Genomic DNA, 16,427 nt, shown 5'->3' on the forward strand with positions numbered 1-16,427 from the left:
TAGTATCTTTGCAAGAAAAGTTTCTTTATAGTTTTGGCGAACTCATCAGGTTAAAGGCTAAGGTTATGGAAGACATCACTAACATTGAAGACCTACATCAATTTATCGATGATAACCCTAAAGATGCCTTAGCTTACGCTCGCAAGTTTGCGAAGAAAGCGCTCTCCGAAGAAAAAAGCTTATCATTTCTTCAAGCTCACAAACTAAGCAAGGTTTTAATCGATGCAGGTGAAGTTCAAAAGGATATTAAAAGCATCGACTGCGGAATAGGAATTCTACGTCACTTAGTATCTCTTGTACCTAAAGAAATAAGCCTACTTTACGATCTAGCTACAGGCTTACAGTGCAAAGCGAAACTAACTTCAGAAAACGATAATTATTTCAATTGGTTGCAGGATACTCATCATCTAAGAATGGAAGCTCGTGCACATCATTATAGGGTAGCCTTTGATAAGGGCGTAGATGACCACACTCGATCATTGGCATTCAGCAATATCGCTAACCTACACTCAGATAGTTATCGAACGTTTGAGGCATACGAATATTTTCGAAACGCATTGGCGCTCAACCCTAAAAATGGTCTAGCTAGCTTTGAGGCTTTACGAATCGCTGTAGATGAAAGTAAGTTTTATGAAACTGTTCCTGAGGAGCTAACTGCCCAGATCGGTGAGTACGCACAAACAACCCTAAATAATAGAGAATCTACCATTGCTATTGCGGGTAAAGCTGCTTTTGAGAATATGAAAAGCTACATTGAAGCAAACAATATAGAGCCCTCTCTAAAGATACGTAGTGAAATCACAGCTACTCCCTACAGTGACTTTATCACCCTCAATAATTTAAGATTAAGCTGCTCTCTAGTACCAGACAGTTCTGAAGATGATGATCTTTCTATAGATAGCATTTACTCATCTTCTGACTACGATGTACCAGAAACCTTTACTATGTTTAACGTAATGAAGGGCGACTACTTACTGGCAAGACACTTATTTTGGAACGCATCCCAAACAAATATAGAAGATAGCTCTTTGTACAATGAAAGTGTGCCCTACGGTGAATTTGGCACTAACATATCAGCCCTTCAAACAGCTCAAAAAATTGCACTTGATATTCTCGATAAGATTGCTGTTGCGACTTTTTCATATTTCAAAATCGGTGGAGCAAGGAAGGCTTATTTCAAGAAGGCTTGGTTCAAAGACAGTCCTAATGATGAGAGAACAACACCTTATTTCAGCTTAAAAGTTAAACCCAAGGTTCAAAGTCAAATAGAACAAGGCAACCCATATCTTTTAGCCCTTGTTGAAATGGCTAGAGATTTAGCCGCTCCGGAAGGCTATCTAAGGAGCCACTCTGATAACCGTAATGCAATTACTCATCGCTTTTTAGTTCTACAAGACACAATTCATACAAACTCAAGTACATCAGATTGTGTAGCGTACTCGCCTTTAGCGGCCTTCCAAGATGGAGCACTTGTATCCATTAAACTAGCAAGAAGTGCACTTTACTACTTTGTTGAGATGATAAACTTTAATGAAACACGCAAGGCAGTTGATCTCGAATCGGGCGATATTGTAGTAATGACCCATATAGACTCACAACCGCCGTATCTCAAATGATGATTATTAAGGGACAGCTTTATTGATATCAGCCAGTAAGCTTGCCAAGCGCCTTCCATCATTTGTCAAATGGACAATCTTTCTACGCCTCACCTCAGGGTCTTCCATTGCCTTAATTAGATTTAAACCCTCTTTGCCACATAGATGATGAGCAGATAGCAACGATGTATTCCTTGAACTTTAAGACTGCGAGAAGTTTGCTCTTCTAGCCATATTTGCCATTGTCGTTCCCTCTTCTGAAGCAGAGCTCAGGAAGGCATGAAATGCATTAGTCATCTCAGGGTACATCACTCGTACAACTCTCAGGCTCTAATACAAGCGCCTTAAGCCAGACTTATCGAATAACATTGATTCCATCACTTAGCCCCCTTAACACCTTTCTTAGAAGCTTTCCAAGGGTCTAAATAAAAACCAGCAGAGTTGCAAGCAAAATCACCGATTTTTGAGATCTTTATGTTCAGATCGCCTAAAAACAAGTTGATAATCAGTACGCCAATCTCAAGGCTGACACCTCACCTATTGATAGTAAACTTCATGATGAGCACCTCGTTAATCTTTAGGAGAAACTAAAAGTGATTACATGAATGAAAAAATAAAGAAAAACAAATAAACAATTGCTTACATCCACTATCGCAGTTAATGAACAAGTGCATAGATCTCTAGCTAGCAGATTTTAAGCGTTTGGCTGTCTTTCGGCTTATGTTTGAGTAGGACTATTTGAAAGGAAACTTTTCTCCATAAGGTTGTATCATGATACAGGCATAGGGGAGGTATACCTTAAACGCTCGGATAACCTTGATCTTGAACTCGGGACTAATCCACATAGCGTAGTCATAGATCAGCTCTTTGCAAACGTAAGTGCCATCGTAACGACCAGCCTTAGCTTCTACAGGTTTAATTCCTCGTTTCTGGGGAATTAGACTTTTAATTAATTCTTCTGTTTTCTCACTGCTTAACCAATAGTTAGGTTGATCTTTATGCGCCCCCCCCCAGCCGCTTTGTGTAGATCAGCTAGGTTGTAACCCGCCTTCTGAGTCTTGACGGATTTCTAGGTACACTAAGGTATCCTTTAACTTGAACTCAACCAACTAACCCTATGAATGGGCGTACCTGTATCATGATACACCCATAGGGAAGATACACCTTGAGTCAAACTAGAAGTCTAACTCCTCGTCCTCATCATGCTTATCCTGAAGGTACTCAGTCAGGTCTTGAAGCAACCTTGGAGAGTACATTTCTAGTGCATCAAGGAAGACTTCAGGCTGCGCTACAAGCTTCTTACCAAAAGCACTACTTAGCCTCTTAGCCCATTCTTTTGCTTGAGCTTTCTGCCAGTCATCATCATACGCCTTCTTCCTTTCAAGAAAGTTGATTGCCTCATTCCAAGTCATCTCAAGAGAAACCTTATGCCAATCATCAGGATGGAACTCTTGGATCTCCCTGAGTTTCTTTCTCATACGACCAACAGTAGCAGTGCTGACCTTACAGACCTTCGAAATAGCCCCTTTAGTTAGCCCCTCTGCTCCCAAAGCAACGAACCTCCAAGCCATATTGCTCTTGTCATCTTTTGTCATCGCCAGCTTGTCTTTTGAATTCAGCCTTGTAGCTTCACCCATAGCTTGCACCACAGTTCCACTAAAGACCTTCACAGGGATCATCATCTTCATCAGCCCACCTTCCCTAGCAAACGCTCTGTATGCAGCTAAACGATGATGACCATCTAATACGTACCACACTGAGCCAGACCACCAGACAACGATTGGATCAAGTCTATTGGTAGGTTCATTGCGAATAGAAGCAAGGAGGTTCTGAATGTGCTGTTCTTTGGAAGCGACTTCAGTGTTCATATCCCTTGGCTGGAACAGAGAGAGAGCCTCATGGACTTGTTTAAGCTCTAGCTCTCCGTTGATCTGAGGAGCCTCCGAGCCTGTCTTAAAGTCATTCTCAAGTCGTGTAAGGGCTTCAAAAGGGGATTCATTTTCATAAGTCATTTTCAATCTCCGAATATATAAAGGTTAGTGAATGGAGTTTTTCTCCAGAACTGACCCCAAATCGAAAATCTCAATGATTTCAGAGTGTTAGATATAAACAATAAAGAAGAAGGGAAAGCTCATCCCTCCCCCCAGAACTGACCCTTAATATTAGAAAAAGCTAAACTAAATAGACACCTTCCTACACGCCCTCTTAACCGAAGCAGTAGAGATATTAAAGCGCTCCGCAGTAGCTTTGATAGACGCCTCATTTAGCGCTCGCCACTCCGCAACGGCATTGTCATCAATGACTTTTTCTTTCCCTAAGTTTCTCCCTTCAGCTCTAGCCCTTTCGATGCCAGCCATCTGCCTAGCCTTAATGTTCGATCTTTCTAGCTCTGCAACTGCTGACAGCATCGTAAGCATCGCCTTACCAATAGGAGTTGAAAGGTCAAAGCCCTCTCTTAGAGATACCACTGAGACGCCCTGAGATTGCATCAGAGAGACAGTCTCAAGAACATCTATTGTGTCCCTCCCCAAGCGATCAATCGCACTGACGACCACCGTATCGTCTTCTCGTACGTACGCTAAGAGAGCCTTCATACCTTCTCTCTGAGCTGACTTAGTAGCACCTGAGACAGCTTCATCAACAAACCATTTCTCAACTGCGTAGCGTTCACTGATCTTGAATTTCTGACTCTCTGTAGACTGCCCATCAGAGCTGACACGGACGTATGCGACTGTAGCCATAGTTCCTCCCATAAGTAGATCAAAAGGTATGGCTCATTATAAATACATGGATCAGTGATATGTCAACAGCTTTGAGCCACATCTTTAGGAGGGACTTTAGGATGGGTCAGAAGGTGTACCCTTTGAGCTACAGAAAACCTTAGAATATATAAGCTTATACATACTTTTAAAATATTATCTTCATTTCTCAGCTTCTAACTCTTCAAGCCTTTTATGTACTATATTCAAGTCATCATCACTTCTTCTACGGCCATAAATCTGATCATTTTTCTGCCATACAGAATCCAGAAGCTTTAAGTTGTCTATTGAATAGGTAGTTATGCGAGGCTTAATTAATTTTAAAAAGTACCCATCAGCTTCATCGAAGGTAGCTACTTGGGTATATTTCATAGTAATGATGCTATTCAGAGATGATATCCATTCTTTATTATCACTCACTGAACGAAGGAAACTGTAAAATTCATCAAGGTCGTTTAAATTACGCTTGTGTATAATGTTAAACAGCACGCTTTCGATTTTTTTGCTTACGACCTGCCCATTTTCATATCGTTCTAGCTTGCGGCGGAACTCTTCAGCGGCCATAGCTGCTATACTGGCATCTTCTAAAGCAGCTGTTTGTGATTTCATCAATTCTTTATTGTTTTCATATAAGCTGTTGAATCCTTCTTGAGAATCTACAAGATCTTTTTCAACCTTTTCTCTCCTCTCTACTTCTTGATTTTCTCGTAAAACTAAAGCTTCATTTTCATCCCTTAGGTTGTCATAATCCCTTTTATGAATCGCATTTAAACGCTCTCTTTGCTGCTCATTAATCTCATGATAAGAGGCTAATTCTTTCCTCATTTCTTTACTTTGTTCTAGCGTCAGACGTAATTCAGAGTCATTTTGCTCCTTATACTTTAAACTCTTTGCTTTGAGTTTTTCATTATGCTTAAAGACTTGTGCTTGTATGATGGGTAATATGTAAATAGCTATTAGAGTTAAAAGTGCGGGAAATAGAAAAATCTCAAGCCTTAAGCCTATTAACTCTGACAGCCAGTTAAGCCAACCCCAAGAAGTACTAGTGTGTAAATATGCATCAAAAGCCTCTACGCGTTCAGATAGCTTTTCACCACCTTGACCTCCGCCAAAAATTAATGGGATTACGCCTTTCCAGTTATAGAAAAGCCAAGTGACCGTATACGTTCCAACTACTGGTGCATTAACTCTTTCATATAAAGCAGCCTTCAAAGAAGTTGATAGATCTTTAACCATAACTATCCCTTTTATTCAATATTCCTAAAGTGCTTAAGTTATCGTTGAACACTAACTTGTAAAACTATCTCTATTACTAGGGGTAAAGGGGGAGCAGAAAATCAACCTTATATGTATATGCCCTAAAAAATTTATCACAAAAAATCGTCTAGAACTAAACGCTGACAATCAAATGATCTCAAACTTAGATTTAACTCAAACGCTCATTGATAAACATTATAAAGCTGAAAGATAAACTACTTGAACGCAAGACTTGAAAACTACAATAGCGTTTTCTTTTTTTCCTCAAATTCTAGGTCAGTTATCACACCCTGCTCTTTCAGGTCATATAGCTTTTTGATTTCATCAGCAGAATTTGTACTCATTGATGAGGGAATCTTTGATGGCTGAACAAAACACCATACTAAAGCAACAAACCAGCCTATACCCCAAAGCCAGATACCGAAAAAATTTATCAATATGATCGCTACTTTGTGAGGGTGTTTTCTTTTAGAAGCTATTATTGTAGGTAAAAATAATAATGGGAGAGCAACAACAAGAAAAAGCAAAATTAGAACTAGTTGAAAAACAGTAATACCTTCCATATTAAATTCCTTATTAAAGTAATAATTTTGGTGACTTAGTAAATATACTTATGAACATAGGGAGCATAAAATATATTATCAATATACGCTACTCAAAATGTGATTCTCTAGACTTAGCATGCGACTTCACATTGATAGTTAAAAACCGCTTCGCTACAAGAACGCCTCTCTGCTTGATCATCTGGAAGTGCTACAAGATCAACTCCGAGTCATTATAATAGGCTAAAGGCCTAGATGAGTGGCTGCCCCCGAAGAATCAGGAGCAGTACAAAGCGCGTTTTCAAAGGGTGGTACTGAAGTACGGCTTGAAGTAGATATGAAACTAAAGCGGGTATCTTATTTTTGATATAGCATCTAACTTTGCTTGATAGCTATACCCACCAGAATATAAACCGTAAGTCAGCGTGTCATGGTCATGCCCTATAATCTCAGCAGATAAGTTCTCAGGCACATTAGCATTCTCTAGCAAAGTAGCTACTGTCTTACGAATTGAGTGAAACACTTTATCACTCTCAAACCCCATCCTCTTTTTGAGCCTCCCGAAACGTTTACCTATGGCACTAGATCTATCTCCTGTACTTGGAGGTGCTTTGAGCCCTGATAGTAAGTACCCATCTTTAGATTCAGTAAATAGTTTTTTAACTAATGGTTTCAGCTCAGGGTGAACAGGTATATCTCGATAGCCTGCTTTGGTCTTACTACTTGTAACTTTGATCAGGGATTCACTACATGACTCTACTCTGAGCTGGCATAATTCCTCTATTCGACAGCCTGTGTACATCCCTAAATAAATTAAATCTGCTAACTGCTGATCTTTCTTAGATGCCTCCTTCCATACACTCACAAGCTCTTCAGGCTCAAACGGCTGACGCTCCTCAGCTCTACCTTTAGTCTTAAGCAGCAAAGCTCTTTTCTTCTTATCTGCTTCCGATACGAAGCGAGGGATCTTGAATGGACAAGAATCGAGAGGAACAAGGTCTTTATACTCAAGGTGCAACCAAAAGCTTCTCGCGACACGAAAGCGTCTTTCGATACTCGATTTAGAAAGCTCCTCAGAGTACATCCCTTTCCCTTCAACCATCATCCGAGCCCATTCTCTTACAGACTTTGGATTTATGGATTTTACGGTTGGAAAATACTTCATGACTTCTCGACCCACACTAGCATATGAACTACGGGTTTTAACATTCGGGCTTTTTATCGACGCGACCCAAGCATCGTAATGCTCACCAAGTATCACATCATTGCCAAAAGCAATACTCGCAATCTTCTCCGCTTTAATTGAGTCCCCTTGGATTCTTAGCGTATCAACCAAATCACCTACAACTTCATGAAGAACATAAGGATCATCATTATATTTGCAGGCATTCTCCAACTCTTTTCTTAAACTTAAAGCAAACTGAGTGTCGTAATCTAGCGCCCGCTTTCTTGCCATATCAATCTGTCTTTTCCATTCTGAGACAAATCCCATGGCTATATGCGAAGCTTTACGTTTATCTGCTTCGCCAGTGCTCTTTGAAAATTTGGTCTTCCCGAAGTGTTCGTGTAGTTCTTTAGGAATCTTTAGAACCGCATAGTATAAGTTTCGTTTTTTCTCTAAATAGCTCATCTCGATATACCTGAAATAAACTGGTTTCCCCCACGTTTTACCCCCACATTATCATGAGATAAGCCATAAAAATCAATACTTTCAGAGTGTTAAAACGGTATAGATTCGACTCCCCCCATCTCCACCAATCAAGCGCTTGATTTTGAAAGGTTAGACCTTCGAGATTAATATGACACACATAAGACACACCGTGTGTCAGTCGAACAAAAAAGGAAGCCCAATGGCTTCCTTTTTTATTTCAATTCAACAACAGCCTATTTCGCCATTGAATGGTCACTTGCCTTCCTTATTCCATTGCAAAACGCAGAACTTTAAGTATTTTAATAAGCTTGTCTAAGAAAATCAGGCATCAACCCAGCGAACCTAATCGCCATTTATGCCCGTGGGGATTCCATGGAACCCACTATCTATTCTGGTGACTCCTTGGTGATCGACAAAACGAAAAACACAGTCACCAGTGACGGCGGCATTTATGTGATCAACTATGACGGGGAACTGTTCGTTAAACGGGTGCAAAAACAGCTTGATGGATTGGTGGCGATCACCTCAGACAACAAGAATTACCAACCAATGACCATACCGTTAGAAGGTCTAAGCAAGCTTAAAATAATTGGCCGTGTCGTGTGGTCAGGTCATCCGATGATTTGAAGGGAGCATTATGAGGACTGTAATATCATTTTTTTTATGGCTCTTACCAATAGCAGCACTAATTCTAATCATTTATTTTTTCTTTCAAAGTGGTGAAAAATTAATTTTAACATCTCTAGTTTCCATATTAGCTTTTATGGGTTCTTTGTTCTCTATTTTACTCGGCTTTCAAAGAGAAACTATAGGAAAAGAAGAAAAATATAAAGCAATTGTAGATATTGATTTTCGTAGATATGTGGAAAGCGAAATTTATTTTACAAACAATAATGGTAAACCTTATGAGGTTGTTAATTCAAAAATTGAAGCTAACATTTTTAACTTAGGATATCACGCTAAAAAAATATCTATTAACTCTCTAGATGATAATGAAAAAATAATCTGTGGAGTATCAAGAAAATACCTAAAACAAAATGATTCTGTCTATATCGAAATAATTAATGATAAATATGATCCAAAACCTAGATATATAGAAATATCGTACGAAGATTTGAACAACAGGAAGTATCGAAAAACATCAAAGATAAACCTCAAAATGATCGATCAGGAAATAACCTCATCAAAAATAATAAATTATTACTCAATCAAGGAAGATGATATTTGATATGGCTATAAAAAAAGTTCCAACAGGCTTCGAAGTCCGTTTTCGTGTTGCAGGCCGTGGCAGTCGTGAGTACAAGCGCACCTTTCTCACGAAAGGCGAGTGTGAACGCTTCATGCGTTACACCATCGCCCAGCATGAGACTCAATCCGACGAAAAGCCTTGGTTAGAGAAACCCAAGGACAACCGTAAGCTATCCGAGCTTATTGATATTTGGGACGACATACACGGCCACTTTTTGAAAGACGGCAAACGCCGTAAAGCCAAAATGCTAATGATTGCGGACCAACTCGGCGATCCGGTCGGGTCGAGCTTAAGCAGCACCCAATACATTCGCTGGCGCGCCAAAAGAGCCAAAGAAGGGCGCAAACCAAAGACACTTAATAATGATTTGACCTATCTAAGCGCCATGTTTAGCACCTTAATCAAATCCAAGGAAATCTATTACCCAAACCCTTTGGAAGAAGTGCAAAACGTGCGTGTACCAGACAATGAGCTGGCCTTTTTAACCCACGATCAAATCAATGAATTACTGGCGGCCACGGACGAATGCGACAATCCACACGTTACTCTAATCAGTAAAGTATGCCTGGCAACGGGCGCACGTTGGGGAGAAGCCGAAGCCCTGATCATTCAAAGGGTACATAACAACAAAGTGCTGTACACAGACACCAAAGGCAACAAAAACAGAAGCGTGCCTATAACCCCTGAATTGTTCGAAGAACTACAAGAACACGCCAAGCGAACACGAGGGAATAACCTGTTCACCTTCTCAATATCCGCCTTTCGGCGCGCCCTAAAGCGAACCAACATAGAACTGCCAGCAGGCCAAGCCAGCCACGTACTACGCCACACCTTCGCCAGCCACTTCATCATGAACGGCGGCAATATCTTGACCCTGCAAAAGATACTAGGCCACACTGATATAAAAATGACCATGCGCTACGCACACCTAGCGCCGGATTATCTGGAAGAAGCAACGCGACTTAATCCACTATCAAATATCTAAGGGTTATAAATGAATTTATTTAAATATTACGATGATGAGAAATTCAAGTTAATACTAAGAGACAAGGGTGTGAACATGCGTATATCTCAAATATATTCACTAAACGACCCTTTTGAATCAAGAATAAACCTATTAGGAGTTTTACAAAAAACACTTAACTTAGCAGTGCATTCAAAAAAAATATCACTCGAAGAGGAAAAAAAATATTATTTACACTTTAAAAAAACAGAAGAAGAATTCCTCAACTATCTTAATGAAAAATTTGGAATAATCTCACTAACAACAAAACCGAAAAATAAATTAATGTGGTCTCACTATGCCAATTCATACAAAGGATTTTGCATAGAATTAGACTTAGATTCACATCCTGACATTTTTAAAATCGAAGATACAAACTCCTTAAGATCACATCACAACAATGTTCTTATAAAAGTTGATTACAAAAAAAACAGAGTTGATTTTGACCAAGGCTTACTTGAAAGAAGAATTGAAAGAGAAGAAAATATTTATTTTCATAAAATAATGAGCACAAAAGAAGATATTTGGGAATACGAAGATGAATATAGAATAATTGGCACAATAGGCAATAAAAAATCAATGATTAAGGATGCTAACCAAATACCAATACACACTCTGCTATTCCCTGCGTCATCAATAAGACAGATAATACTTGGAACCTTATGCACTAAAGACAACATTGAGTTTGTAAAACAATGGATAAATACACAAAATGCTCATCATATAAAACTTACTCAGCTTACATTATGTGAGAGTAGCTACGACCTGAAAACAATAGACTTATAAAGATCATTTATGACACACATCCGACACACCGAACCACTAAAAACGCCCCGAAATACTGTACAAATAAACAGTATATATATCTTTATAAATCAATAACTTACTGATTTCAAAGGTATTATGTATGGGGTTCGACTCTCCCCATCTCCACCATATGCAAAGATCGGTAAGATTCCCTTATTTTTCAAAAACTTACGGAACGAGCGATTTTTTATTTCCCCCACGCTTTACCCCCACGATACTCCCCCTCTATTATTTGCAAGCTTTCATCAAAGTTAGTGTAAGCTTATATTGAGCATGACAATTACGCCATTGCCGCTCATCTTTGGATATAAAAAATACAGATCTCAAAATTATATTGCATCGATCACTCTCACTAGAAGGTTTTACTTTATGCTGAACATAGCAAGAAGAATTGAGATCATACGCTCACTTGTAGCTGACAATACCGTTCAAAGCCTAACTTACGCAGCCCTAGAGACGCGCCTTACTTTAGAGGGTATTTGCTATGAACGATTCAAACTTTATTACCCATATACCTCTGAGAAAGATCTAAAGCACTGGAAACCCTCAAGTGTAGTAAGACAAGTTGCCAACGAGATTAATACGCGAATTGAATCTTTGACTAGGAACATAACGAACTAGAGACACTGGTAAAGATCAATCACTCGACTCAGAGTCCTACCATTGGTAGTAAGCTAGCGAACGTGATCTTAGAACATATTAAAGCGCAGCCTCAGAAAAAACCACATGTAGAATGCTACGTGAGTTTCTTTATCCAAATAAGGCGAGACTCGAGGATAAAGAAAGACAACAGATGCAACGAGCTTTGAAGCTCTTACTAGACACCAAGAAAATCATGGTAACGAAACTAGAAACAAGACCTTAGGAGTGCGACGAGATACGACTCGATGATTAACTATCCGCTCTCAATGTGACACGTGACAGACCTTATAGGTCTGTCACGTGTCACACAGATTAAAAGTTCTCATCGCGTTGAATTGAAAATTCAATTCGGAGAGTGATTCCCGCGAAGCGGATAGACTCCTGTGATTATTCTAAACTAGCAAATTCATCAGTTTCTTCTTCTATCAAAGATAGAATCTTAGCCCCTATTTTCTTTTGTGATGAATTCACCCAAATAATTTCCACTTCAACTTTGTCACCGACATCATAATCAGCTATATCAATATTTATATTCTTAATTCGGCTACTTACATTATCATTGAATGTAACGAAACACCCATATTCTAGTTTATTCTGTACAACAGCTTCATGGATAGAACCTCTTGAGTATCTCTTCTCTGCTTCAAACCAAGGGTCTTCTGATGCTTTATTTTTTGCTGATTCTAATCTTTGCCAAATATTTTCTATATTTATACCAATATGATTAGATCGAATCATTTGCTTTTCATAGGGTGGGCAATAGTTTTCTTTTATAAACTCTAGTGACTTATAAGTATCAATTGCGGTTCTCAAGCAATTTTGATAGTTCATTTGTGATTCTAAATGAGTAATCCTTTTACTAATCTTTTCAGCGGCTTCTTCCTCAAAACAACATTCTTCAGCAATAGCTGCTAAATATGTAATATTTGAAGATAACTGGAGATGAACATCTCCAGATGGTGTTATTTTCACTAACGTTGAGTATGTTACATTTTCTTTCTTAAAGTCTTCTGTAACAATACAATTCCCCTCAATCAAATAGGTTATGTCAGATAGAATATTTTCCTTACTAATACCTAACTCATTGATGGATTCACACAAATGAGATATAGGATGATAACCTTTTACCGCGCCAAATGACTTTCCTTGGTTTTCCTTCAACCAAGACAATATTAAGTATCTTGAGAAAGAGTTTATCGGACTGTCTTCATCTTTCCTATCAAAAATATTTTTTATATACGCTTTATCACTATCATAATACCTTTTATTTAATCTAAGAAGTATTGTCACTATCTTATGGAATGCGATCTTGTGCTTTCCTTGGCTTTGCCTGATTTTAAGAATTTCAGATTCATCTAAGTGAGCGCTGTTACATAGCTCAATAAATATTTCCAGCGCTCTTCTTATATTTCTACCGCTTAAACCAACAATTATATTTCTAACAAAATTATTATATTCAAAAATTGAACTTAAAATAGACGTAAGATAGTAAGCTCTTTCTGACTGAGGATACTCAACACGATAGCCATTTGGAAGGCTATAACTCAAAGTTTCGTTTCCCTCACTTTTTAATTCTTTTAGGGATAACTTTACTCGGTTAACCAACACCTGCTGAAGTAATGGTGGTTCAATTCTAAAAACAAGGTCTTTCAAAGCAGTATCTAATGGAGGCTGATCTCGATAATTGTCATATGTTTCATCTCTCAATGGCAATATTACTAAGCACCTAAAATTAGCCTGAAGCCATTGAGCAACCTGAAACATAAGTAGCTGATCCGCTACCTCTTTTTTGTCACAATTATCTAGTGTAATCACCAATGTCTTACCACGCTCAGCACAACAAAATCGAATGTATGCATGAGTCGTAACATTTTCATCATTTTTTAACTTTTTGGTCTCCTCAAATAACCCTCTTCTCCATTCAGGAGAGTTTTCTTCAAAGTATGATAGCTCTCCTTTTTTTACTTTATTAATTTCTGAAGAATATAACTTCTCTAGATTTTCTCTAGTTTCAAAGTCGATATCCGGCAAAGACTTTTGACAGCCTTCAATTATTCTCTGCCTCAACCAAGAGTAAATTTCGCTAGAACTCAATGGTGAAGTATTCATATCAACTCTAACAGGTGTTATTTTTTGTACTAATTCATCATCTAAGGCTTTATAAAAGAGATGGTCAATAAACGTCGATTTCCCAGAACCTACACTTCCAATAAGAAGCATTACTTGTCTATCAATTGAAGAGTTATCCTTTAATTTATCTAATATTTCTCTCGGATTATTTGTATCTTCAATTTGATTTGCATCTGAAATCGAGAAACTATTTGCAGCTCGAATTAACTTATCAATAGGTTCAACATATCTTTGCTTTCTTCTAGAGTTAACATATGCTTCTTTTGCAATATATTTTCTATCAGGTATAGATATTGGGTTAAATATTTTGGATATGGCAGAGGTTACAGTTGCTCCAAATGTATTTTGGTCTAACTCCTCTCCTTGAACACCTTTTCCTCCAAGCAATTTCTTTGGTCTTGATGTAATCAAGTCTTCATACTTGGATATTAACCCTTTTAATTCTATTTTTATCTTTTCTAAGTTAAATATTTTTTGTAAAGAATCTAGAGATTGGCTCATGGAGTCACAATCGGAAACTTTAACTTTTATTTCCGGCTCTGCTTGGTCTGAATATCCAAACCATATAGACTCATCATTAATCGCAAATATATACTTACACGTATTTAGTCCACTTTGAATGCTCGCATTAATTTCATTCGAGTACAAACGAGCTTCTCGATATGCCTCTTCTAAATCAATTTTTGGTGCTTTTGCCTCGATGATACATACAGGATAGCCGTCGACCACTATTGCATAGTCTGGAAAGTAAACTTTGTTTTCGGCTCCCTTGCCTATTTGAAGCCTCTTGATGTTTGCTTTAGTTTTGATGAAGGACTTGTCAATTCCAAACCCAGAAGGATAGAATTCCGTTAACATTGGGTAGATTATTTTTTGCTCAACATCGCTTTCATTATAAACTGATGACTTATGCCACATTTTTCTTCTCTAATTCAATTGGTTGCACAAAAGATAGCACAAGTCATGCACGTGTAAAGCCTTTGTGTTAGGCATTCTCTATAAGTTTAACTCCCATCGTTGAGCCCAACTAGTTTTATAATATGCTCCATAAACACTCAGACTACACAGCTGATTTTTTCACCCATAACTCTCTTAGCAAGATCTTCGATAATTGCTTCACACATATCTTCAATATCGCAAAAAAAATCTCTTAAGTCGGCTTAAGTATCTACTGTGGGATTTCCTTTTCTTAATAGGAAAAGTGCTGAAAAATCATTGTCGATAACTTCACATACCTACTGGTATTTTTTCGATCTATTGAGCTGATTCTCTTCATATAATAATCCTCTTTCAACGCAGCGATTTATAACCCCATCTTTAACTCTAGCTTTCATGTTTTTATGGCTTGAAAATCCAACACTGGATATTAGAGCATTATCAAATGCTGTATTTTTATCAATAATATTTTTCTATAAATATATATTTTTATCCAGACGAACAAAATTTCTTTTGGGTGTTGAAAGGGGGGCCCTCTCACTAGAGGATCAAATGCGGAGCTATTTGTCCTATCTAGAAAACTAGACTTATTTTTTGATTAAGCTGTATTTTTGTAACCTTTAACAAAAGATGCTTAAAAATTGGACTGTCACTACAGAACCAGTGAGAGAAGAGACAAAGGGGTTGATGACTAGAGAGCTATATTTATTATCAACTTCTCACAAAAATAACAAATACACCGAACAGATTGTTTCTCTCGTTGGTAGTCCCCAGACTTCACAACTCATTGCTCTTCGGGGAGAACAATTTAAAACAACTCAACTAATGTTAAGAGCTCATGGACGTCCATTATCAAGCTATGCTATGGAGTTTTGTTTGACTCTGCCAAGAGGGTTTAGACTCTCCGTAAATGATTGGCGCTTGATTGTAGACGACTGCTGTAGAGAATTGGTTCGTCATCTAAAGCTCACTCACAGTGAAACTATAACATTCAAAAAGGTAATTCGTGCAGTATTACATCAACAACCTCAATATGGACGTAATGGTAGTGGAGACCATGTCCACCTGATTATAGGGAAGGTCTTAGAGGGAAGGGTTCTTAAGAACCTCCAAAAAAAGGCTGCTACCAAGTTAATAAAGACTGTGTTTAATGCGGCTATATTGAAACACTGCCAAATAGACCACCGTTTATACAACCCGACGACTAGATGAATGGAGGTATCAACAACCGCAAGCTAAAGAATTACTCGAAGTACAAAAGGTCATTCTCAAGTTACAACATCAAATAGATAGATGGCTCGACGCTAAAAATACGGACATGGTCTCTCAAGAAAAGCGTCAAAAAAATCGTATATCTAATACTCTCAAAGAACTATCTACATGCCGCTTAACTGAAGAACAAGACTCAACGATTAACCGCCTTAAATCTTCGGTACAGCGAATCAAATAACTTAGTTCAGCTCCTCAATAGGGAATTGAACCGAAAGTAATAACAGCGGATATTATTGAGTTTTCTTGCTCTTATAATTCCGGTAAAGTGCTTACTAACAAATGGTACTAAGCTACCTAAATACAATCACAAAAAAACGGTTAAGCTATTGAATTTAAAAAGTTTGATGGAGCATCCCCATCTCCACCAATCAAGCGCTTGATTTTAAAAGAGTTTGCACTTTTAAAAATGAAGTCGGTGTCTCATATGAGACACCAAATAAAAAAGCCACCTTCGGGTTAACGCTGTTCACTTAAGCGGAACAGTATTACGAGATACCGGATATCTCGTCTTTGATTGCTTTACCATGCGAGGCCGACTAGGCCTCGCTTTCTTTCGCTCTAAAAACAAATTACACACCCCAGAC

Annotated in this window: 11 protein-coding genes and 1 pseudogene; 5 read left to right on the top strand and 7 right to left on the bottom strand. The window is 38.2% G+C overall.

The window, feature by feature from the left end:
- Window positions 1-65: 65 nt before the first annotated feature.
- The gene (locus OA79_RS03050) at window positions 66-1,616 is read left to right on the top strand and encodes an LA2681 family HEPN domain-containing protein (protein ID WP_063331733.1); all 1,551 of its coding nucleotides are present in this window, start codon (window positions 66-68) and stop codon (window positions 1,614-1,616) included.
- A gap of 713 nt (window positions 1,617-2,329) precedes the next feature.
- Here OA79_RS03050 and OA79_RS18585 read toward each other — a convergent pair.
- The 6 genes and pseudogenes from OA79_RS18585 to OA79_RS03075 all read right to left on the bottom strand — a co-directional run.
- Window positions 2,330-2,587: pseudogene (locus OA79_RS18585) on the bottom strand (KilA-N domain-containing protein); the annotation flags it as partial.
- Between the two features lie 183 nt (window positions 2,588-2,770).
- Window positions 2,771-3,607, bottom strand: a complete 837-nt coding sequence (locus OA79_RS03055) for a ParB N-terminal domain-containing protein (protein ID WP_063331734.1) — start codon at window positions 3,605-3,607, stop codon at window positions 2,771-2,773.
- A gap of 165 nt (window positions 3,608-3,772) precedes the next feature.
- Complete coding sequence (locus OA79_RS03060; protein ID WP_063331735.1) at window positions 3,773-4,336, bottom strand: recombinase family protein; 564 nt, start codon at window positions 4,334-4,336, stop codon at window positions 3,773-3,775.
- Window positions 4,337-4,516: 180 nt separating this feature from the next.
- The gene (locus OA79_RS03065) at window positions 4,517-5,590 is read right to left on the bottom strand and encodes a hypothetical protein (protein ID WP_063331736.1); all 1,074 of its coding nucleotides are present in this window, start codon (window positions 5,588-5,590) and stop codon (window positions 4,517-4,519) included.
- Between the two features lie 260 nt (window positions 5,591-5,850).
- Window positions 5,851-6,174, bottom strand: a complete 324-nt coding sequence (locus tag OA79_RS03070) for a superinfection immunity protein (RefSeq protein ID WP_063331737.1) — start codon at window positions 6,172-6,174, stop codon at window positions 5,851-5,853.
- 322 nt (window positions 6,175-6,496) lie between these two features.
- On the bottom strand, window positions 6,497-7,783 hold the full coding sequence (locus tag OA79_RS03075) for a tyrosine-type recombinase/integrase (protein WP_063331738.1): 1,287 nt from the start codon (window positions 7,781-7,783) through the stop codon (window positions 6,497-6,499).
- A 348-nt stretch (window positions 7,784-8,131) separates the two neighbouring features.
- Between OA79_RS03075 and OA79_RS03080 the strand changes: the two genes are divergently transcribed.
- Genes OA79_RS03080 through OA79_RS03095 form a run of 4 tightly spaced genes read left to right on the top strand, consistent with a single transcriptional unit; the run spans window position 8,132 to window position 10,842 of the window.
- A complete protein-coding gene (locus OA79_RS03080; RefSeq protein WP_269447812.1) occupies window positions 8,132-8,431 on the top strand; it encodes a S24 family peptidase in 300 nt (99 codons plus the stop codon).
- A gap of 10 nt (window positions 8,432-8,441) precedes the next feature.
- Window positions 8,442-9,032, top strand: coding sequence for a hypothetical protein (locus tag OA79_RS03085; RefSeq protein ID WP_063331740.1), 591 nt, complete (start codon window positions 8,442-8,444; stop codon window positions 9,030-9,032).
- A 1-nt stretch (window position 9,033) separates the two neighbouring features.
- Complete coding sequence (locus OA79_RS03090; protein WP_063331741.1) at window positions 9,034-10,038, top strand: phage integrase; 1,005 nt, start codon at window positions 9,034-9,036, stop codon at window positions 10,036-10,038.
- 9 nt (window positions 10,039-10,047) lie between these two features.
- The gene (locus OA79_RS03095) at window positions 10,048-10,842 is read left to right on the top strand and encodes a DUF2971 domain-containing protein (RefSeq protein WP_063331742.1); all 795 of its coding nucleotides are present in this window, start codon (window positions 10,048-10,050) and stop codon (window positions 10,840-10,842) included.
- Between the two features lie 1,050 nt (window positions 10,843-11,892).
- Here OA79_RS03095 and OA79_RS03105 read toward each other — a convergent pair.
- Complete coding sequence (locus OA79_RS03105; protein WP_063331744.1) at window positions 11,893-14,553, bottom strand: type I restriction enzyme HsdR N-terminal domain-containing protein; 2,661 nt, start codon at window positions 14,551-14,553, stop codon at window positions 11,893-11,895.
- Window positions 14,554-16,427 lie beyond the last annotated feature (1,874 nt).

The organism is Marinomonas sp. TW1 (assembly GCF_001625355.1).
Lineage (GTDB): Bacteria > Pseudomonadota > Gammaproteobacteria > Pseudomonadales > Marinomonadaceae > Marinomonas.